Source organism: Vibrio sp. T3Y01, assembly GCF_013114525.1.
In the GTDB taxonomy this organism is placed as follows: Bacteria; Pseudomonadota; Gammaproteobacteria; order Enterobacterales; family Vibrionaceae; genus Vibrio; species Vibrio chagasii_B.
Map to the genome: position 1 here is coordinate 46,510 of NZ_VTXJ01000001.1, position 19,896 is coordinate 66,405.

Below are 19,896 nucleotides of genomic sequence, written 5' to 3' on the forward strand. Positions count from 1 at the left end.
TTAAAAGAGTTGTTGTTCTATACGCGCCGTGATGTCTTGGATTTTGTTGGCAATTTCTTCATAGCCTAACGCTTTCATTTTTGGCGTTAGTGAAGAGACACTTACCGCGTATACAGGGGATTTGTTCTTGTCGAAAATAGGGACCGCAACACAAGAAATGCCCGCTTCGTTCTCTTCATCGTCCAGTGCATAACCGCGCGCTTTGATCTTGTCGAGAACATCGAAAAACTGAGATTTATCGAGAATCGTATTCTCAGTTAATGGCTTCATGGTGCTGACATTGCGCTGCCAGTAGGTTTCGCGCACAGCGTCAGAGCTGAACGCGAGGTAGCATTTACCAGCGGCAGAGCAGTACATAGGAGAGTGCAAACCGACGTATGTGCGAGTACGAAACGCGGAATTTACCGGTTCAAACTTATCTTTGAAGATGATGTTGTCAGCGTCAAAAGAGAGAAAGTTCACCGTCTCATTCACATCGTCGAGCAGCTCAGAGAGGTAAGGCTTAACAGTACCAGTCACGTCAGAGTTGATGGCTGCGTGACCTAGCTGAACTAGCTTCATTGTTAAGCGATACTCTTTGCCTGAGCACATTTGAGCAACATAACCAGAGGCTTCAAACGTTGCCAAAATACGGTGGACAGAAGACTTATTGAAGCCTGTCCCTTCAGACACTTTCTGTAGTGAAACGCCATTAGGATAATTCCCAAGGAATTCCAGAACAGTCAGTGCTTTAGACAACGATTTAATTTGCTCACTCATATATGTGCTACCAGTGTTTACCTATTTCAGTATGGAAATTTTCTGCAATATCACGTCCATTGCTTCCGGCTAAAGCGCGGCCAGCAATAAATGACTTTGCAGACAGATTCTTAAACAAATGCAGATCGTCTGGCACAATACCACCAGTAATGGATAGTTCAATTCCTATATCCGATAATTTCTGCATTTTTATCAAATCTTCTTCGGTCCAGCTCACACCAGCCAGTTCGGCATCGCGTGAACGGTGATAAATTGCTTGCGTAATACCCATATCGACCCAAGCGCGCGCGTCATCCATCGTCCAATGGCCGTACAGTTCAATTTGTACTTCGCCGTTAAACTCGTCAGTGACTTTCTTCGCTGAGCGGATAGTCTCAATGTGAGCGGCTGCGCTAACGGTTACCCAGTTTGCGCCTGCTTCCATTGCTAGACGGGTCAAAATGGCGCTCGCATCGGTGATTTTCATATCGCACACGATAGTGTGGTTTGGGTACTTTTCTCTCAGGATTCTTACGCTGTGTACGCCGTGAGCAAAGGCCAGAATCGTCCCGATTTCAATCACGTCGAGCTTGTCTGCGACATGCTCAATAGACGCGAGTGCGGTATCAATATCCGTAGCATCAAGCGCCATTTGTAACAAAGGCTTAGATGGTTTTAGTAAGGACTTAGGCATCCATTTCTTCCTCAAATTGTTTAAACAACTGAACCAGTCGTTGGTAGTGCTTGTATTTCTTCTGATATTTTTCGTAGTTTGCTGGGTTCGGCTCAACACGAGAAGCTGAGTGAGTAACGCTTTGCGTGCACTCTGCTAAAGAAGCAAATTCACCAGCGCCAACCATAGCCATCATGGCTGCGCCAAGTGACCCTGTTTCATCTACGTCGGAGACTTCAACCGTCATTCCGGTAAGGTCTGCCAGCATTTGCATCCAAACTGGGCTGGAGGCAGGACCGCCAGTCACTTTCAGCACATCCGCTTTCGGGAAACGCTGACGCATACGTTCAAGATGAAGGTTGTGGCAGAACAGAATCCCTTCCCAAATCGCTTGAATTAGGTGACTTTTGGTGTGGTGAGACTGTAATCCGTAGAAGCCAGATTTAAGCCCTAAGCCTTGGTTTGAGCCATAAAGGAATGGCACAAAGTAGACCGAGCTAGATGCCGGGTCTAATGCATCGACTAATGCTTGATTCTGAGCATGGTCCAGTTTGCCATCTTCACCAAGGTAGTCAGCAAACCACTCATAGTTACCAGCTGAGGTTGGGCTTGCTTCATGAATGATGTATTCCCCATCGACCGCATAGTGGCCATAGACAAAGTTGTGCGTCTCTTGAGTGACTTGCTTGGAAATACCTGAGGTCACTGCCCAAGTGCCCATCACATAATTCAAGGTGTCTTCTGATGAATTGATACCAGAGCAGATGGCTGTTGAAACCACATCAAATAGACCACCAAAGACTGGAGTGCCTAGTGCAAGGCCTGTTTCTTCAGCGATAGCGGCTGTAATTTTGCCTGCTTGCTGCTGAGGTTTTACTACCGGTGGCAGCGCATCCCAGATCTCTTCAATACCAAAGGTTTTCAGTAATGCTTTGTCGTATTCGCCAGTAATGGAGTTGAAGAAGTTGCTTTCTGAAATATTGGTCAGTTCAGCGGCAACTTCACCCGTTAAGCGATAACGTAGGTAATCGTGCGACATCATGACCGCTCCGATTTGGTCGTAGCGCTGACGGTCGTTCTCTTTGACCCAGCGAATAATCGATACTGGGTGACCTGTCCACAGAGTTTGCAATGTGGTTGGGTAGATCTCTTGTGCTTTGCCTTGCTCTAACCATTCTTTAACGATAGGTAGCGAGCGAGAGTCTGACGACATGATGCCGTGGCCCAAGTTTTTACCCTGCTTGTCTAGCAAGTAGACGCCTTTACCTTGCGCTGAAATGCTTAAGCCTTTGATGTCTGTTGGCTCAACCTGTGTTGTTTCAAGTAGCTGTTTAATCACGGCGACAGCGTTACCCCACAGCGCGTCTAGGTCGCGTTCTACCCAACCTTGCTTTTCGTTAATGACGCTCGCTGAGACACGAGCCAAGCCTTGCTGTTCGCCCTTGGCATTGAACAGAGCGGCTTTCATAAAGGTACCGCCAGAATCAATTCCGATGTAGTAATTCATTATTTGGCATCCAGTAAGTCATTGTGAATTTTCACCACCAACTTTCTAACAATCGAGCTGTCGTCATTTTCAATGTTAGTGATATGAACGGTATCGGGTGTGAAGAGATAGAACTGTTGCGGTTTGGCATGGATAAAGTTCAGTTCAACACCTTCGAACTCATAAAACTGCAGATCTCTCTGTTCGTTGTAAGGTTCTGCGAGCTTGTGGTCGCCTGTGTCTTTAGACCAAGCCATGATCTCTGAACCTTTAAGTACAATTTGTAGATCTGAGTAGTGCTTATGTACTTCTGGCTTAAAGCATGCGAGTGGTTCTTTTTTGTATTCCAGTACAACGAACCAAGCTTGGTCTGCATCAAAACCAGGTAAGGTGTGGCGGCCAATCGCTAGAGCATCAGTATCTAGGCTGTTGATATGCTCAAGTACATTTTGAACAGCGACTGGGTAGCTTCGGGTAAATTTAGAAGGATGAGTATTTCCGACTAGCATAAAATTCTCTATTTAAATAAGCGGCTTAAAAGCTCAGCGAGCCCTGTCTTGTCATCGTTATTTTTGTCTGTGACAAGGTCTGCGGTGTTTTTAACGGTGTCGTCGGCATTGTCCATAGCTACGCCGAGACCTGCGGCTTGCAGCATCGAGATATCGTTGTGGTTATCACCAACAGCGACACACTCTTCAAGGCGGATGCCTAGTGGCTCGATGTAACGAGTAAGCGCATTGCCTTTGCTGTTTCCTTTCGCTGCGAAATCAACGCGATCGATCCAAGAACGCTCGCCATTAAAGTGATCTTGGACAAATGGAAGTTTGGCGAATTGGTCGACTTCTCCCTCGACAACAAATTTCCAAACGTACTCAGACGCAGTGGCTTCATGATGGAAGTTGTCTACTTTCTGGATGTCCGGACGTTTCGCTGGTGGAAATGTCTCAGACCATTCAAGTAGCGCTTCCATGTATTCGATAGGACGACTTTTCGAGTAGAGCATGGCGTCACGCACATACATCACCATTTTGAGATCATGCGTTTGCGAGAGCGTGATAAATTCAGCTGCCATCTGTTTGTCGATGGCATTTTCTTCAAGAACAGTATTGGTTTGGTAATCAAAGATATAAGTACCGTTACAGCAAATGATCGGCGTCGATAAACCCAACTGTTCGTAGTAAGGTTTAGCAGCAACATGGTGACGGCCTGTCACTATCACCACATGTGTGTCTTTTGCGATGCTCTTGATAGCGTCGATTAACTCTTGGCTGATGGTGTGCTGAGAGGTGAGCACTGTTCCATCGAGATCGAGAGCTAGAAGTTTATGTTTACCAGACTTGAGCGGTGATGACGTATGCATGTGCGAGGCCTTACTTCTGTCCGTAGTATGAGTTCTTGCCGTGTTTTCGGTTGTAGTGCTTATCAAGCAGTTCAGGTTGAATCGCGACCTCTGGGCTGATTGAGCGAGTTGCGGTTGCCATTGCTGCGATCTCTTCCATCACAACAGCGTTGTGGACAGCATCTGAACCATCTTTACCCCAAGTAAAGGGGGCATGACCGGCAATGATTGCACCTGGCATTGCTTGCGGATCAATATCGCGTTGGTTGAACTCTTCGATGATCACAAGACCTGTGTTTTTCTCGTATTCAGATTCAATTTCTGCTTTGGTAAGGAGTCGGGTACAAGGTACATCGCCGTAGAAGTAGTCAGCATGTGTGGTACCTAGTGCTGGAATATCTCGGCCTGCTTGAGCCCAAATCGTCGCGTTGCGAGAGTGCGTATGAACAATGCCGCCAATTGATGGAAACGCTTTGTAGAGTTCAATGTGAGTTGCGGTATCGCTAGATGGGTTCATTGTCCCTTCAATACGGTTGCCTTCAAGGTCGACAACTACAATATCGTCTGCCGTCATTACATCGTATTCAACACCAGAAGGTTTAATCGCAATGACACCACGCTCGCGGTCGATTTCAGAGACGTTGCCCCAAGTGAAAGTCACAAGGCCGTATTTAGGAAGTTGTAAGTTAGCTGCGAGAACGCGTTCTTTTAATTCTTGGTACATAGTGATTTGCCAATGTTCAATAAGTAGAAGTCAGAAGGATGGAAATTAAGGCTGCCTCAGTGGATAGGCTGGGCAGCCTTCATCGATTGATGTGCTTTAGGTTTACTTAGCTGCAACCTTGATCTTGTTGATCATCACATCACCGTTTTTCTCAATGTATGCGTTCCATACTGGTTGAATCGCTTCTTGGAAGGCTTTGCCATCAACGTCGCGGTTAACTTGCATACCGTTCGCTTCAAGCTGAGAAATCATTTGTTCTTCTTTCTCAACGCTTAGCTTACGTTGCATTGCGACTGCTTCAGCCGATACTTCTTCGATGATTTTTTGTTCTTCAGCACTTAGCTTGTTGAACTTGCGTAGGTTCATTGTCAGAACTAACGGTGAGTAAGCGTGCTGTGTCAGGCTTAGGTACTTTTGTACTTCGTCAAACTTGAACGACAGCGTTACTGGAATTGGGTGGTCCTGTGAATCAACAACGCCCGTTTCAAGTGCTGTGTATAGTTCAGAAACTGGTAGCTGTTGTGGGTTAGCACCTAGCTCGTTGAACATATCGTTCAGTGCTTTAGAGCCGTTTACACGCATTTGCAGACCTTCAACATCAGAAGGAACACGAATAGGTTTTTCGTTGTTGGTCATGTTGCGGTAACCGTTCTCTGGGAAACCAAGACCTTTCAGACCGAATTTCTCGAAGTTAGTTAGCACTTCTTTACCCGGTTCACCGTCCAGTACTTTGTATGCCGTTTGGCGATCTGGGAACATGAACGGCAGAGTGAACGCTGCTGATTCAGGCATCAGGCCGTTGTAGTTGTTCAAACCAACCATCGTTAAATCAACGATGCCAGCACGAGAACCGTCGATCATCTGCTTATCACTGCCTAACTGACCTTGAGGGTATACGTTGACTTTGATTTCGCCATTTGAACGAGCTTCTACTTCTTTCTTAAAGAAAAGAGATAGATCTTGTTGCAGGTCAGACTCAGGTGCAGCGTGTGCAAGCTTTAGAGTTGTTGCAGCAAACGTGTTAGCGCTCATCGCGATGGTTGAAGCAAGTAGAGTCATTTTTAGTAGGGTTTTCATTATTATTTTCTCCGTCGAGGATTAACCAATGACATACGACATTGGCACAGTGATAATGCTAGGGAAGATGACAAACAGTGTGAGTAGGGCCATGTATGCAGCAATGAAGGGTAGTACGCCTTTCACAGCAGTCGACATTGGCACTCGAGCTACACCACACACTACGTTTAGTACGGTGCCTACTGGAGGCGTAATCAGACCAATTGAACAGTTGATAACGAACAACAGGCCAAAGTAAGTTGGGTCGATTCCAGCCATTTTGATAACAGGCATCAGTAGCGGAACCAGAATTAGAATGGTCGGGCTTAAATCCATCACCATGCCAACACACAGAACAAGCAGCATAATTACGGCCATTAGTAGTCGAGGACTATCGACCAGTGGACCTAACATTTCAGCAAGCTGTTGTGGTAATTGAGCGACAGTAATTAGCCAAGCTGCCACCATGGCACAGCCAACCAAGAACATAACCATTGCTGTAGAGCGGCCCGCATTAAGTACAATGTGGTAGAAGCTCTTTAGCGTTAGCTCTTTATAAACAAATGTTGAGATGAAGATTGCGTACGCTGCTGCAACAACCGCCGCCTCTGTTGGGGTAAAGATGCCGAAACGGATGCCCACAATGATGATGACAGGCAAGAACAGAGCCCAGATACCATCTTTAAGTGCTGCGCGTTTTTCTGCTTTGGTTGCGCGCTCAGAGGTTGCTAAGTTTTCTTTGCGAACCGTCATGCGCCACACAAACATCAATGTCATACCCATCAATAGGCCAGGAACAATACCGCCTAGGAAAAGGTTTTTAATTGAAATACCTCCAGCAACACCAACTAAGATAAGTGGGATTGAAGGTGGTATAACCGGGGCGATGATGCCGCCTGAAGCGAGCAAACCCATTGATGGTGCTTCTGGGTATTTTGCTGCTTTCATCATTGGGTAAAGGATACTTACCAATGCTGCTGCATCTGCTACCGCAGAACCTGAAAGGCCGGCAAGTAGAACCGAAGTCATGATGGCTACGTAACCTAAGCCACCTTGGCGGTGACCAACATACGTAGTAGCTAGTCGAACAATACGTTGTGACAAGCCGCCCGACGCCATTACTTCACCAGCAATTAGGAAGAATGGGATAGCGAGTAGCGTAAAGCTGTCGACACCATTAATTAAAGACTGCGCAAGAATGTCCGCACTAAAGAAATCCATGTGCAGCATCAGTGCCATTGAAGACAATAACAATGCAAACGCAACAGGAAGACCAAGTAAGATTGAGACAATCAATACCGATAAGAAAATGGCTAACGTCATTATTCTTTCTCCTCTTCTAAGCTATCTAGTTGCCAGTCAGGGTTGAAGATTCGAACAAACGCAATCACACCCATTAACACGCCTGACACCACGCCAGCTAAATAAAATAATGCTGAAGGAAGCCCTGTAAGTTGAGAAATATCTGACCAGTTGGACATCATTTGACGGTAAGAACCGATGTAAAGCATGCCGACTGAAATCAGTACTACCACCCAACAAATTCGTCTTAGTACGGGCACTGCTTTAGGGAAAAGTCGTTCAGAAAATTCCGCAACAGCGAGGTGCTCACCTCGGCGCAGCACAACGGCTGCACCGAGCATCACAATCCATACAAGACCAAGGCGAGATAGTTCTACAGAGGGACGAAGACCAGAGGAAAAGCCGTAACGCAGCACTACGTTTGTGAAGACCAGTACAATCATACAAGTCAGAATAACGGCCATGATGACGTCGATACTTTTCCAAATACTCTTAAATACACTTTGCATAAAGCTTTCCCCACCTCAGGCTAATTACAGAGACGTAATTTGGTCCCAGATTCCATCGTTGATTTCAATACCGCCAGCCGCTGCGTGCTTGTCGATGAAGTTCTGAATTTCAGAACCTGCAATCATTACTGAACCTGTTTCTGCTGGCTCTGATGCCAGTACGTAGTCACGGATGCGCTTCATCTCTTGTGCGTATTGGCCTTCACCCATTGTTTTGCTTAGGTCAATTGCGATAAGGAATTGCGAAACGCCGAATTCGCCGCCCATGTCTTCTGTTAGTGCTGGAACTGAGTTACCACCAGTGATTGCGGTTAGCATCATGTCTAGCACGATTGCCATTGAAGAGCCTTTCCAGAAACCCATTGGCAGTAGACGTTTGTTTTCCCAAAGTACGTGTGGGTCTTTGGTTAGGTTGCCTTCGTTGTCGAAGCCACCCACAACAGGAAGTTCTTTGTCTGCAAGTACGAAGTTTTGTAGTTGGCCGTATGAGAATTGTGTCATTGAGCAGTCAACTACAACTGGTGGATCGCCTGCGATCGCCATGATCAGAGGGTTAGAACCAACGCGGTGATCTTTACCACCCCAAGCTGGCATTACTGCAATAGAGTTTGTTGATGCGATACCTGCAAAGCCTTCACGAGCCATTTTCAGAACGTATGCACCGCCACGCATCCAATGGTTTGAGTTACGCATACCCACCATGCCGATACCGTAGTCACGAGCCAGTTCCATTGCACGTTCAGCACAGATAAGACCGTTGAGTACGCCAGGGCCAAAATTACAATCCCATTGCTCAAGTGCCCCCATGCTGTTCACACATTCAGGCTCTGCGTTAAGCTTGATTTGACCTTTGTCTACTTGGTCAATGAACACTGGGAAACGGTTGATGCCGTGCGAATAAGTACCCTCATTAGCCATCTCAACAAAACCCGCGGCAAGCTTGGTCGCCATCTCTGGTTTCATGTCTCGAGCTAGTAGGATTCGTTCATATTCTTGTTGTAGTTTTTCAGTGGATACTAAAGGCATCTCTGTTCTCCGATAAGTTAAATTCCATAATGCGGAATGAATTATTGTTGAGATTCCAAATTAATACTGTGAGCAAAGTGGCGCTTTATTTTCTTATTAAGTTTTTCTCTAATAACTGTTAACGAGTTAAAAAATGAAACAAAAAGATTTTTTAATTCCATAATACGGAACAAAAAGCGTGCCCAGGATCAGGTTTCCAAGACTAAATCGAATGAAATCCGATAATTTAGCGGGAATAAACTTGTCAAATTATGGAATTTGAGCAAACCGTAACTTTACTGAATATAAAATAGTGGTGTTGAAATCTGAGTGAGCGGTCAAATTCAGAGACGGAAATGCGCACAGTTGGCTCCTCTTCTATATAGTGGTTTTGTTGTTTTGGAATTGTTTTTTGGTAGACCCTCGTTAAGTGTTGGAGTCAGCTTTTATGAAAATTGTTATTGCACCAGACTCGTTTAAAGAATCTTTATCGGCTGTATCGGTGGCGGCGTGTATTGAAAAAGGTTTTCGTGAAGTCTTCCCCGACGCGGATTACGTGACCTTGCCTTTGGCCGATGGCGGTGAGGGCACGGTTGATGTTTTGCTACAAGGTTTAGCAGGGAAAAAGCGAGTAACTCAGGTTGAAGGGCCGTTGGGTGAACTTGTAAACGCAGAATGGGCCATGCTTGAACCTTCAGAGCGTAATCCAAACAAAACCGCACTGATTGAGATAGCGGCGGCATCTGGGTTGGATTTAGTCGCACCAGAGCTGCGTGATCCGTTGGTGGCTTCTTCATACGGTACAGGTCAGCTCATTTTAGAAGCGATGAAGCAGGGCGCTCAAACAATCATTCTTGGCTTAGGTGGCAGTGCAACCAACGATGGCGGCGCGGGGATTGTTCAAGTGTTAGGGGGGAAGTTGCTCAATAGTAAAGGACATGAGCTCAGCCGAGGTGGTGCTGCGTTAGCGGAATTAACATCTATTGATCTAACAGGTCTAGATTCACGCTGTGCTGATATCGAATTGATTGTCGCATGCGATGTCGATAATCCGCTGTGTGGTGAAGACGGTGCCAGTCATATATTCGGCCCACAAAAAGGCGCAAGCCCAGAACAAGTTGTGATGCTGGATAAAGCGCTTGCGAATTTTGCTCAAATCGCTGAAACGCAGGGGTGTGTTAGTGGCGATGAACCCGTTCACAGCCGTGCTGGTTATGGCGCTGCTGGTGGCACACCGATGGGGCTGAGTTTGCTATTCAACATGCAGATCAAACCGGGCATTGAGATGGTGCTTGATGTATTACAAGCTGATGAGGTATTGAAAGGTGCTGACCTTGTGATTACGGGGGAAGGGCAGATGGACAATCAAACTCTACAAGGAAAAACACCTTATGGGATTGCTAAACGAGCTAGTTTACAAGGTATTCCCACGATTGGGATAGCTGGCTCTTTGGGTACTCAAGTTGAGGCTTTGTATGGTGAAATGGCCAGTCTATTCGGAACTGTACGTGCTCCCCAGCCTCTTGAACAAGTGCTGCAAGAAGCCGAATTGAATCTAACCAGAACCGCAAGAAACATCGCATCAACGCTGAAGTTAGGTCATGCAATTCTTAAATAAAGTTCGGTGATACAAAGGCTTAGTTAACTCACCTGTTCGATAGGTTTTATAGATAGCAACGATAAATATAAACGATTATATTTTCTGGTCACTCAGGTCTATTCTTTATCCATATTATTTTAGTGGTTTTTAAAGTATTGAATCCACTTAAATCTAAGATGTGGCAACGATGCGATATCTTTTACCTTAAGGAATAGACCATGAGTAAAAAACTAACTACAGCTGCGGGTTGTCCTGTTGCTCATAACCAGAATGTTCAAACGGCGGGCAAACGTGGCCCACAGCTTCTACAAGATGTTTGGTTTTTAGAGAAATTGGCTCACTTTGATCGTGAAGTGATTCCAGAGCGTCGCATGCACGCAAAAGGCTCAGGTGCTTACGGTACATTTACCGTGACCCACGATATTACCAAATACACGAAGGCGAAACTGTTCTCTGAAGTTGGCAAGAAAACCGACTTGTTTGCACGTTTTACGACCGTAGCTGGCGAGCGTGGCGCGGCTGACGCAGAGCGTGATATCCGTGGTTTTGCATTGAAATTCTATACCGAAGAAGGTAACTGGGATATGGTGGGTAACAACACGCCTGTGTTCTTCTTACGTGATCCTCTTAAATTCCCAGACCTAAACCACGCGGTGAAACGCGACCCACGCACTAACATGCGTAGCGCGAAGAACAACTGGGATTTCTGGACTTCTTTACCTGAAGCGCTTCACCAAATCACTATCGTAATGAGTGATCGTGGTATCCCTGCGACTTACCGCCACATGCACGGTTTTGGTAGCCACACATTCAGCTTTATCAACAGTGACAATGAGCGTTTCTGGGTTAAATTCCACTTCAAATCTCAGCAAGGTATTAAGAACTTGTCGGATGCTGAAGCAGCGAAGCTGATCGGCGAAGATCGTGAAAGTCACCAACGTGATCTGCTAGAAAGCATCGATAACCAAGACTTCCCGAAATGGACACTTAAAGTTCAAGTGATGCCAGAAGCGGACGCAGCGAAAGTACCTTACAACCCATTCGATCTAACTAAGATCTGGCCACACGCAGATTACCCATTGATTGAAGTGGGTGAGTTTGAATTGAACCGTAACCCGCAAAACTTCTTCGCTGAAGTTGAGCAGTCTGCATTCAACCCTGCAAACGTGGTTCCGGGTATCAGTTTCTCTCCAGACAGAATGCTACAAGGTCGCTTGTTTGCTTACGGTGATGCGCAGCGCTACCGTTTGGGTGTGAACCATCAGCATATTCCGGTGAACGCCCCTCGTTGCCCTGTCCACAGCTACCACCGTGACGGTGCGATGCGAGTAGATGGTAACTTTGGTGGCACATTAGGTTATGAGCCAAACAATGAAGGCCAATGGGCAGAACAACCAGACTTTGCTGAGCCAGCATTAAACCTTGATGGTGCGGCAGCACACTGGGACCACCGTGAAGATGAAGATTACTTCTCACAACCGGGTGATCTGTTCCGCTTAATGACTGCAGAACAACAAGCGATTCTGTTTGATAACACAGCTCGTAACCTAGGCGGCGTGCCTAAAGAGATTCAACTGCGTCACTTAAGACACTGTTACAAAGCCGATCCAGCATACGGCGAAGGCATTGGTAAACTGCTTGAAATCGATGTAAGCGAATTTAATTCGTAATCAATAAGCTTGATTAGTTAAATGAAAGGCCGTTGAGTTAATCACTCAATGGCCTTTTTTATATCATTGGTATAAGTAAACTATTGAATCTTAGACAATTACCTAACGATAGTTTTTCCCTATCGAAGTAATAAATTATGCCCATTATCTTTATGATTTGGGTGGGATTATCCTACGGCTATCAGTTTATAAAGTAGTAGAGTTTGAGATGAGTAAAAGTGCATTAATCGTTGAAGGTGGGGCAATGAGAGGCATCTTTGCAGCCGGAGTATTAGACGCCTTTATGCAAGACGATTTTCGTCCTTATGATTTTGCGATTGGTGTATCTGCGGGTGTGTCTAATTTGGTTGGTTACTTATCTCAAGCGCCAAAGCGTAGCTACGGTGTGATTACCACGATGGCGACTGATAAAACTTTCTTTAACCCAGCCCGCTTCGCTAAAGGTGGTAACTTGGTTGACGTGAAGTGGTTATGGAATGAATCAAATCAACGTTACCCACTGGATTGTGGAGAGCTATTTTCAAGCATTCCACTGATTGCCGCGGTGACTAATGTCGACACAGGCAGTGCAGACTATTATCACATCAAGCCAGAAAACCTCTCGAATGTGGTTGAAGCAACAACGGCTTTACCTATCGCTTACCGTGAAACACCGTGTTTCTCTGGTGGTTGCTATACCGATGGTGGTGTTGCAGATTCAATCCCAGTTCGTGAAGCTTATCGCCGTGGTGCGCGCGATATTACCGTGATTCTTTCTCACCCACTGAGCTACCGAATGAAGCCGCAGAAGTATCAATGGATGCTGAAAAAGCTGTTAAAGAAATTCCCTAACATTGCAGAGTCGATGGCGGTGCGTGCCGAAAACTATAACCAATCTTTGGAGTTCATTCGTAACCCTCCAAAAGATGCGACTATCAAGGTGATTGCGCCACCGGAAACGTTCGCAGTTAAGCGACTCACTATGGATCAAAACATCTTAGATGCAGGCTATCAGATGGGCTTGAAAGCAGGGGAAGAACACTTAGCGATTCGTAAAGGGACCTATGGCTTAGATATCGAGGACTGCCACTTTTGCATCTAATTCTGTCTACGATACAGGCATAAACCAAAAAGCCACGCTGTTCACTAGGGATAGCGTGGCTTTATATTTGTAGAGCGAGTTTGTTTTAACTCAGTCCGTTATTGAACAAGCTCATTGCCGCTTGTGTTGCCTGCAAAAAAAGCGTCAACACTGGTTAGGGTTGTATTAGCAATGTTGAACAGAGCATCTTTGGTCAAGAAAGCTTGGTGGCCAGTGAACAGCACGTTATGACAAGCCGATAGACGGCGGAACACGTCATCAACAATCACGTCATTTGATTTGTCTTGGAAGAACAGCTCTTTCTCGTTGTCGTAAACATCAAGCCCAAGCGCACCGATCTTGCTCTGTTTAAGCGCTTCGATAGCAGCTGTGGAATCCAGTAGTTCACCACGGCTTGTGTTGACGATCATCACGCCATCTTTCATCTTCTCGAATGCAGTCGCGTCTAATAGGTGATAGTTCTCTTTACTCATCGGGCAGTGCAGAGAAATCACATCAGACTCTTTGTAAAGCTCGTCTAGCTCTACATATTTAGCACCTAGCTCAACGGCTAGTGGGTTTGGGTATGGGTCGTAACATAGGATGTTCATGCCCAAGCCTTTCAGAATACGCATGGTCGCTAGGCCAATTTTACCGGAACCAATTACACCTACAGTTTTGCCGTAAAAGTTAAAGCCAACCAAGCCTTCTAGAGAGAAGTTTGCATCACGAGTGCGTTGGTATGCCTTGTGAAGTTTACGGTTCAAACACATCATCATGCCGACAGTGTGCTCTGCTACCGACTCTGGTGAATAAGCAGGAACGCGAACCACTTGCAGGCCAAGCTCTTTGGCTGCGTCTAGGTCGACTTTATCAAAGCCTGCACAACGCATTGCAATCAGCTTGGTGCCGCCTTGTGCAAGAATCTCCAGCACTTCTCGTGATAGGTCGTCGTTTACAAACGCACAAACCACTTCGTTGTCGTGCGCCATTTTCGCTGTGGTTGTGGTGAGGCGAAAATCATGGAAATGAAACTCAGCGTTGAGTTCGCCTTTCGCAAGGTTGAATGATTTTTCGTCATATGATTTTGAGCTAAAAAAAGCAATGTTGAGCATGGCTTCCTCTCTTACCTAAAAAATGAATACCCCAATTATGTTTATTTGATAAGGGGTTAAAGCTAGGGCGTGTTGACCTTTCGTGGTTAAATTTTGTTCGAGATAAAAGCGTTTTAATCGCGGCGAGGGGGAAGTAGCCTAGTCACTCTAAGTAAATCCCCCTCAACAAAGAGTAAAACGCTTTTTGCGGGGGCGCCCAGCTCGAACCCTTCGGGCAGCGTTTGCTGGTCATTTCTACTGCGTTATCGGCTTTCTGACCAGAAGTTAATGTTGAATTGTGCGTCGTCACTCAGCTCTACTCGGTGCCAATATTGAGGTGGACTGGTGGCAAATTGCCCTGCTTCGATAGTGATAACGGTTTCTGGTTCTGTTGCTTCAGCATCAGCAAAACCATAGAAGGTCACTGTGCCTTCCATTACGCAGATCTGACCAAACACGCCTTCAGCCGTATTGTGATGATTGAGCAATGCGGCTGGGATGTTGTCCTTAGTGAAAAACGGTGTTGAACGTTGAATTTTCCAGTGAGAAGGAATACGTAAATGACTCATATAAAACCTCTTATTTTAACTTTAACTGTGCTTTGAAATAGATACCACGGTGTTTTAGGTGGCCTATCTTTACCAGTAATTTTCACTGCTGAATTGACCAGGCTTTCGGCGTAGATGCTTTTCGAAACCTAAACTTGTTAGCGCGTCACTTGTGTCACGAACCATTTGCGGATTGCCGCAAAGGTAGAAGAAACTGCGGGTTTGATTGAAAGTGACAGACGCAGCTTGCTCGAGGTCGCCTCCAAGTAACAAACTTGGGATTCGTCCGCGCAAAGTTCCGGTAACTGATTCTCTAGAAATAATTGGCACATATTTAAGTCTCCCTTGAAAGTGATCAACGAGTTGAGTGATACGATCTCGATAAGTGAGGTCTTGCTCTGTTCTGACGGCATGCACCAGAACTAGGTTTTTGAATGAAGAGGCTTTGTATGAAGCCAACTCATTCTGCTGTATCTGAATGCTCTCAAGCATTGAGATAAACGGACCTACCGCGGTTCCGGTTGAAAGCATCCATAGATCGTCGACGATCTCTGGGATCTCATCTAATGTCATAAAACCACTTGGGTCTTTGCCGACAAAGATGTCATCGCCAGCTTGCAGTTCGTGAAGCTGAGGCGAGAGCTGACCGTTCTGATCCTTAATAATCAAAAATTCTAGATGTTGATGGCCTTGCTCATGCTCTGGTGCATTCACCATGGAATAAGCGCGTCTCACGAACTCACCTTCGTTATTGAGCAAGCCAAGCTTAGTAAACTGACCTGCCTGATAAGAAGAGACCGGTGCACTAACCTGGAGTGAGAACAATTGATCTGTCCATTCTGTTTTGTTTAGGACTTTGCCTGTAACTAAACCATGAGGAATATCTGTCATATCATCCACCTTTAAGAAGAGAAGTTATCTCATTAAGGATACTCAACTATTTACACTTTAGAGTTGCATGTATCATGCCAATAATGAGAATGCTTATCAATACTGGTTTGAAGGGTGGTTGTTGGATCGAATGTTGTCAAAAAGACAACATACCAATAATGTCTAAATGACTTATCTGTGTGTTTTTGGTTTCGTTTTAATAGGCTTTCGCTGGTTGAACATCGTTAGCATAGGTTGAGTGGTTTGACCCCTAGGATATTCAATCAATTACTGAAGAGAATAATTTATAGATGCGTATAATGGCGATTTTCGTTCTCAATATAACTGTGTTTTATGCTTGATAATCTTCGTATGGCCTTGAACGTATTGTTCGTGACCATTAATACTGCATTCACCGCATTGGCTGTGAGTCTGTTTGCCCTAATCAAACTTATTTTGCCAATCTCTGTCGTTCAAAAATCATGCACTCGCTTAGCTAACTTCACATTCTGGTGCTGGGCTTCTCTTAATTTATGGATGTTGAACGCCAATAACGATATCGAATGGCAAGTGGAAGGGGGGGAAGATATTTCGACCAAGCAGTGGTATTTGATGATGTCTAACCACCTAAGCTGGGCAGATATTGTGATTTTGTCTTCAATCCTAAAAGACAAAATGCCGATGACGAAGTACTTCTTGAAACATGAATTGTTGTACGTACCATTTGTTGGCTTGGCGTGTTGGGGCTTAGATATGCCATTCATGAGACGCCACTCTCGTGAGTTCCTATTACGTAACCCAGAACGCCGTAATGATGACTTCAATGCAATCAACAAAGCGTGTACTAAGTTCAAATTAGCACCGACAACATTGGTTAACTTTGTTGAAGGGACTCGTGCAAACCACGAGAAACTGGCGTCAGCGAAAACCCCTTACCGTCACCTACTGAAGCCAAAAACTGGTGGCGTGGCGTTTGCTTTATCTGCAATGGGCCCAATCTTAGATGGCATAGTGGATGTGACGCTAGCTTACCCTGAAAACCAAACCTCTCCGTTTGAAGATATGCTGAAGGGCAAAATGACGAAGGTCGTTGTGCGTATTAAATTGCACCCAATGGATGAGAACGTGAATGGTAACTACTTTGAAGATAAGGCATTTAAACGTCGTTTCCATAGTTGGTTGAACAACACTTGGAAAGAGAAAGACGCCTATCTTGATACGGTTTATGGGGTTGATAAGCCTTCTGAGGTTGAGACAGTTGACGAGCCTGATGTGGCTTATAAGAAACAAGAACAGTAAGCTGAAACTGAATCGATAGCATTAAAAGAGCCGATAGTTCATTGAACTATCGGCTTTTTTATTGAATTAGGTTTTTTCAGAGGCAAGCGAGAGAGTTAGTGCACACTCCCGTTAAATAGATTGGTACGCATCGATGATGTGTTTAACTTCACTGGGCTTACCTTGCTTCTCTTGGCCTTGATGAATACGTAAGTAGTGCTGCAGTGTTTTGGCTTTGTACTGCTGAGATACCTTCATTTGTTCATCACAACTCGGCGCCCAGATCTTGTCACCCACGTTTGATATCTCACTAACCGATCGGCTCTGTTCAGCTTCGCCTAAGTTATTGGTGACCAATAAAATTTCGTAGTAACGGCGGTTCTCTTCAATTAGCACTTCATCAATAAGGCCGAATTTGAGCGACTTTAAATGGCTTCTCAATTCGAATTGCTGATGGACAGGGCAGAGTAAGAAATCGATCGTTTTGTTTGGGTGTTGACGGTGAATATCATCGACTAGTTTCTGAGTTAGATCGCCACCCACACCAGCGATAATGACTAGATGTCTGCCAGTGTGCTTTTCCAATGGAATCGCTGCGACATCCATGCAGTAGACTTGCCATTGGCTGGTAACCGCTTGTTGCTCTGAATTATCTTGGGGAAAGTAACGTGTTAGCTTGCCTTCCAGTTCATTCATTAGAGACGGAACAATATCGACAAAGTGAATCTGCGGCGCTTTGTTATCCGCCAACAGTTGAACACCCAAGAAGCCGTGATCACAACAACAGTCCCAAATATGTTGGTAGTCATTGCTGACAAGGGAATGGAGAGTTTGCAGTCGGTTACTTAGCTTCATAAGGCTCGTGTCGTTAGAAAAGGGGTATTGTCGTGTTGAACGCGCATTGTAATGACTTTCCATAAAAACAAAAGCACCTAGGGTATGAATCCTAGGTGCTTTGTTGTTATCGGTATCATACCAAACGGTGCGATATGAGTGCGTTAGCTATTGCCTATGATGCTTTAGCAACTGCCCTGATGTGCCCTTCAACTCGATTCTTTCCAAGCTGTTGAGCAATAAGCTTTGCTTGCTCCGCCAGTGCTAGAGCTGTATCTGGCTCTCCCTCTATTTGTGAAAAACCGACACTTACGCCTAAAGAGAGGCTGATGTCTGGCGTCACAATAGTTTTCTCTGCTACGCCAATTCGGCACTGGTCTAGTTGGAGCTTGGCGTCGTTGGCGCCGTTTGCTTTAAATAATACTGCGAACTCTTTGCCTCCAACACGAGCAAGGCATAGTCCTTTAGGCTTCGGAAAGTACGAGCGTAGTGCTTCTGCGGTCAGCTTGATCATCTTGTCACCCACAGCTTCACCATAAGCACGGTTCACGTGGTCAAAATTATCGATATCGAGTAGAGCGATATAGGTTTCAGGTTGGTTGGCGTAGTTTTCCAGTGCAATATTAAAGCTACTTTTATTGTCTAATTGCGTCATCAAGTCCTTGCTACTCAACTGGTGCTGAAGCAGTAAGTTAGACAGTGAGACTTCGGTGTAATCTCTGATCATACGCAGAATACTCTGGCTGATCGGCAAGCGCGCATTCACATACAACACAGCAATCAATTGCTGACGTGAGTACAAAGGAATGCAGTAGTGACGTTGGTCTATTTTTAGTTTGCGTGCGAGAGGATCGGCGTCCTTACCATTTCGATAAACCATGGCGTTTGCGACAAAACGTTCAGAGAGCGATTTATCACAATGCACTGTCGATTTGTTTCCATGATAATCAAGTGTACTGAATGAGTGGTTCTCTGGTTGGTAGAGACAGAATTGAATACCTTTGTGGTAGGTAAAGTTATCTAAAATTGATTTCAGTTTGCGCTTAAAACTCGCAAGGTCTTCCATTTTGTTGAGTTGAGACAAAGAGACGTTTAAACGATAAGCCAGATAGTTGGCACCAATCCACAATAGCAGGAGTGAGCCCAGTACTAAGCCCGTCAACGTAAATTGATGTGAGCTGGTTAAGATGTCGTGGCGATCAGTGCCCGCAATGAACACCCAATTTAAGCTGTTGTCTGCGTCAAATACCGATATTTTGAAGTTATCTTGATAGTAGTATTCATGTTTGCCCGCCAATTCACCTTGAGATAGTTGGTGGCTGATCCCTGCATGGAAGCTGATGGACTTAGAACCGATACGCTGTGGATCCGGGTGGAATACCAGTCGCTCTGTTGCTCTGTCTACAACAAATACATAGCCATTATTAAGCGTTTTTAAATCTCTTAAACCTTGCGTGGTATGCATTAAATCAAACTCAATCCAGATTTCTTCGTTGAGCTTTTCTGCAGTGTGTTTAACGGCGAAAACCCATCGTCCATCGGCTTTTTGGTAAACGGAAGAGATGTAAAAATCTTCTACAACACCGTCTATTGAATGCCATTGTATTGTGGTGATTTGTTCATTGGAAAGAGGAAGACCACGAGTGGAGACATAATGTTGGGAGTTAGGTTTGTATCGAATGATATCGGAGAAGTTCGGTGTTCTTTTTAGAATATTATCGCTAAGTTCGCGAAATTTTTGGTCGCTAAAGTCGGTGGCGTTAGGTATGCCCAGACTGGTTTCTAAGAAATAGAGTTTACCGAATACGGCCTCTATGTTGGAACGAATAGTCGCGCTTGCGATGCGAATGTTTGATGCTGATTGGTTGGTTGCTGCGGTCTCTACTTTTTCTAATTGAGCTGCTGCGAGGTAAAGCATTCCTCCGGTTAATAAGATTATGTATGGTTTAAAAAGCCGAATAAGTGTTTTAGGTAAAGCCATGATATCCAAAGACGTGATAGATTCATTTTTATAGTACGGCCATACTAAACAGTTTTATTAATCACATCAATGCAAATGATTCCATATAAAAGAATGAATTTTGTGATATTCAGCTAACAAAAAAGCCAG

General features: G+C 45.1%; 19 protein-coding genes. 4 read left to right on the top strand and 15 right to left on the bottom strand.

The window, feature by feature from the left end:
• From F0232_RS00250 to yiaK, 10 genes are all read right to left on the bottom strand, one after another.
• Positions 1–759: an IclR family transcriptional regulator gene (locus tag F0232_RS00250; protein ID WP_105058489.1), complete on the bottom strand. Its 759-nt coding sequence runs from the start codon at positions 757–759 to the stop codon at positions 1–3.
• Positions 760–766: 7 nt separating this feature from the next.
• The gene (locus tag F0232_RS00255; RefSeq protein WP_105058488.1) at positions 767–1,432 is read right to left on the bottom strand and encodes a 3-keto-L-gulonate-6-phosphate decarboxylase UlaD; all 666 of its coding nucleotides are present in this window, start codon (positions 1,430–1,432) and stop codon (positions 767–769) included.
• Positions 1,425–2,918 carry an FGGY-family carbohydrate kinase gene (locus F0232_RS00260; RefSeq protein WP_105058487.1) on the bottom strand — a complete coding sequence of 498 codons (1,494 nt, stop codon included), beginning with the start codon at positions 2,916–2,918 and terminating at the stop codon, positions 1,425–1,427. The genes F0232_RS00255 and F0232_RS00260 overlap by 8 nt, the downstream gene beginning before the upstream one ends.
• Entirely contained in the window at positions 2,918–3,406 is a 489-nt protein-coding gene (locus F0232_RS00265) for a YhcH/YjgK/YiaL family protein (RefSeq protein WP_105058486.1), read from the bottom strand. The genes F0232_RS00260 and F0232_RS00265 overlap by 1 nt, the downstream gene beginning before the upstream one ends.
• 8 nt (positions 3,407–3,414) lie before the next feature.
• Positions 3,415–4,257, bottom strand: a complete 843-nt coding sequence (locus tag F0232_RS00270) for a Cof-type HAD-IIB family hydrolase (RefSeq protein WP_105058485.1) — start codon at positions 4,255–4,257, stop codon at positions 3,415–3,417.
• A 10-nt stretch (positions 4,258–4,267) separates the two neighbouring features.
• Complete coding sequence (locus F0232_RS00275; RefSeq protein ID WP_105058484.1) at positions 4,268–4,960, bottom strand: L-ribulose-5-phosphate 4-epimerase; 693 nt, start codon at positions 4,958–4,960, stop codon at positions 4,268–4,270.
• A gap of 102 nt (positions 4,961–5,062) precedes the next feature.
• Positions 5,063–6,037: a DctP family TRAP transporter solute-binding subunit gene (locus F0232_RS00280; RefSeq protein WP_061032107.1), complete on the bottom strand. Its 975-nt coding sequence runs from the start codon at positions 6,035–6,037 to the stop codon at positions 5,063–5,065.
• A 21-nt stretch (positions 6,038–6,058) separates the two neighbouring features.
• The gene (locus F0232_RS00285) at positions 6,059–7,339 is read right to left on the bottom strand and encodes a TRAP transporter large permease subunit (RefSeq protein ID WP_061032108.1); all 1,281 of its coding nucleotides are present in this window, start codon (positions 7,337–7,339) and stop codon (positions 6,059–6,061) included.
• Positions 7,339–7,827, bottom strand: a complete 489-nt coding sequence (locus F0232_RS00290; RefSeq protein WP_061032109.1) for a TRAP transporter small permease — start codon at positions 7,825–7,827, stop codon at positions 7,339–7,341. Before F0232_RS00290 ends, F0232_RS00285 begins: the two co-directional genes overlap by 1 nt.
• 24 nt (positions 7,828–7,851) lie before the next feature.
• Entirely contained in the window at positions 7,852–8,853 is a 1,002-nt protein-coding gene (gene yiaK / locus F0232_RS00295; protein ID WP_061032110.1) for a 3-dehydro-L-gulonate 2-dehydrogenase, read from the bottom strand.
• A 427-nt stretch (positions 8,854–9,280) separates the two neighbouring features.
• Between yiaK and F0232_RS00300 the strand changes: the two genes are divergently transcribed.
• The 3 genes from F0232_RS00300 (at position 9,281) to F0232_RS00310 (ending at position 13,183) form a co-directional block, all read left to right on the top strand.
• The gene (locus tag F0232_RS00300; RefSeq protein WP_105058483.1) at positions 9,281–10,450 is read left to right on the top strand and encodes a glycerate kinase; all 1,170 of its coding nucleotides are present in this window, start codon (positions 9,281–9,283) and stop codon (positions 10,448–10,450) included.
• A 200-nt stretch (positions 10,451–10,650) separates the two neighbouring features.
• Positions 10,651–12,102, top strand: coding sequence for a catalase (locus tag F0232_RS00305; RefSeq protein WP_061032112.1), 1,452 nt, complete (start codon positions 10,651–10,653; stop codon positions 12,100–12,102).
• Positions 12,103–12,310: 208 nt separating this feature from the next.
• On the top strand, positions 12,311–13,183 hold the full coding sequence (locus F0232_RS00310; RefSeq protein WP_061032113.1) for a patatin family protein: 873 nt from the start codon (positions 12,311–12,313) through the stop codon (positions 13,181–13,183).
• Positions 13,184–13,281: 98 nt separating this feature from the next.
• Here F0232_RS00310 and F0232_RS00315 read toward each other — a convergent pair whose 3' ends face one another.
• The 3 genes from F0232_RS00315 to F0232_RS00325 form a co-directional block, all read right to left on the bottom strand.
• Positions 13,282–14,277, bottom strand: a complete 996-nt coding sequence (locus F0232_RS00315) for a 2-hydroxyacid dehydrogenase (protein ID WP_008215907.1) — start codon at positions 14,275–14,277, stop codon at positions 13,282–13,284.
• Between the two features lie 242 nt (positions 14,278–14,519).
• Positions 14,520–14,825, bottom strand: a complete 306-nt coding sequence (locus F0232_RS00320; protein ID WP_171750651.1) for a DUF1971 domain-containing protein — start codon at positions 14,823–14,825, stop codon at positions 14,520–14,522.
• A 69-nt stretch (positions 14,826–14,894) separates the two neighbouring features.
• Positions 14,895–15,695 carry a ferredoxin--NADP reductase gene (locus F0232_RS00325; RefSeq protein WP_105058482.1) on the bottom strand — a complete coding sequence of 267 codons (801 nt, stop codon included), beginning with the start codon at positions 15,693–15,695 and terminating at the stop codon, positions 14,895–14,897.
• A gap of 333 nt (positions 15,696–16,028) precedes the next feature.
• Between F0232_RS00325 and F0232_RS00330 the strand changes: the two genes are divergently transcribed.
• The gene (locus F0232_RS00330; RefSeq protein ID WP_061032115.1) at positions 16,029–16,973 is read left to right on the top strand and encodes an acyltransferase; all 945 of its coding nucleotides are present in this window, start codon (positions 16,029–16,031) and stop codon (positions 16,971–16,973) included.
• A 111-nt stretch (positions 16,974–17,084) separates the two neighbouring features.
• On the opposite strand, the gene F0232_RS00335 is transcribed toward F0232_RS00330, so the two are convergent.
• Entirely contained in the window at positions 17,085–17,807 is a 723-nt protein-coding gene (locus F0232_RS00335; RefSeq protein WP_105058853.1) for a tRNA (adenine(22)-N(1))-methyltransferase TrmK, read from the bottom strand.
• Between the two features lie 154 nt (positions 17,808–17,961).
• Complete coding sequence (locus F0232_RS00340; RefSeq protein ID WP_105058481.1) at positions 17,962–19,704, bottom strand: diguanylate cyclase; 1,743 nt, start codon at positions 19,702–19,704, stop codon at positions 17,962–17,964.
• Positions 19,705–19,896: the final 192 nt, after the last annotated feature.

Bases quoted from the DNA above. Each gene is read 5' to 3' on its own strand.
- F0232_RS00330 (WP_061032115.1), top strand. From the start codon at position 16,029: ATGCTTGATAATCTTCGTATGGCCTTGAACGTATTGTTCGTGACCATT.
- F0232_RS00250 (WP_105058489.1), bottom strand. From the start codon at position 759: ATGAGTGAGCAAATTAAATCGTTGTCTAAAGCACTGACTGTTCTGGAA.
- F0232_RS00335 (WP_105058853.1), bottom strand. From the start codon at position 17,807: ATGAAGCTAAGTAACCGACTGCAAACTCTCCATTCCCTTGTCAGCAAT.
- F0232_RS00275 (WP_105058484.1), bottom strand. From the start codon at position 4,960: ATGTACCAAGAATTAAAAGAACGCGTTCTCGCAGCTAACTTACAACTT.
- F0232_RS00290 (WP_061032109.1), bottom strand. From the start codon at position 7,827: ATGCAAAGTGTATTTAAGAGTATTTGGAAAAGTATCGACGTCATCATG.
- F0232_RS00300 (WP_105058483.1), top strand. From the start codon at position 9,281: ATGAAAATTGTTATTGCACCAGACTCGTTTAAAGAATCTTTATCGGCT.
- F0232_RS00280 (WP_061032107.1), bottom strand. From the start codon at position 6,037: ATGAAAACCCTACTAAAAATGACTCTACTTGCTTCAACCATCGCGATG.
- F0232_RS00310 (WP_061032113.1), top strand. From the start codon at position 12,311: ATGAGTAAAAGTGCATTAATCGTTGAAGGTGGGGCAATGAGAGGCATC.
- F0232_RS00285 (WP_061032108.1), bottom strand. From the start codon at position 7,339: ATGACGTTAGCCATTTTCTTATCGGTATTGATTGTCTCAATCTTACTT.
- F0232_RS00340 (WP_105058481.1), bottom strand. From the start codon at position 19,704: ATGCTTTACCTCGCAGCAGCTCAATTAGAAAAAGTAGAGACCGCAGCA.
- F0232_RS00325 (WP_105058482.1), bottom strand. From the start codon at position 15,695: ATGACAGATATTCCTCATGGTTTAGTTACAGGCAAAGTCCTAAACAAA.
- F0232_RS00260 (WP_105058487.1), bottom strand. From the start codon at position 2,918: ATGAATTACTACATCGGAATTGATTCTGGCGGTACCTTTATGAAAGCC.
- F0232_RS00305 (WP_061032112.1), top strand. From the start codon at position 10,651: ATGAGTAAAAAACTAACTACAGCTGCGGGTTGTCCTGTTGCTCATAAC.
- F0232_RS00320 (WP_171750651.1), bottom strand. From the start codon at position 14,825: ATGAGTCATTTACGTATTCCTTCTCACTGGAAAATTCAACGTTCAACA.
- F0232_RS00270 (WP_105058485.1), bottom strand. From the start codon at position 4,257: ATGCATACGTCATCACCGCTCAAGTCTGGTAAACATAAACTTCTAGCT.
- F0232_RS00265 (WP_105058486.1), bottom strand. From the start codon at position 3,406: ATGCTAGTCGGAAATACTCATCCTTCTAAATTTACCCGAAGCTACCCA.
- yiaK (WP_061032110.1), bottom strand. From the start codon at position 8,853: ATGCCTTTAGTATCCACTGAAAAACTACAACAAGAATATGAACGAATC.
- F0232_RS00315 (WP_008215907.1), bottom strand. From the start codon at position 14,277: ATGCTCAACATTGCTTTTTTTAGCTCAAAATCATATGACGAAAAATCA.
- F0232_RS00255 (WP_105058488.1), bottom strand. From the start codon at position 1,432: ATGCCTAAGTCCTTACTAAAACCATCTAAGCCTTTGTTACAAATGGCG.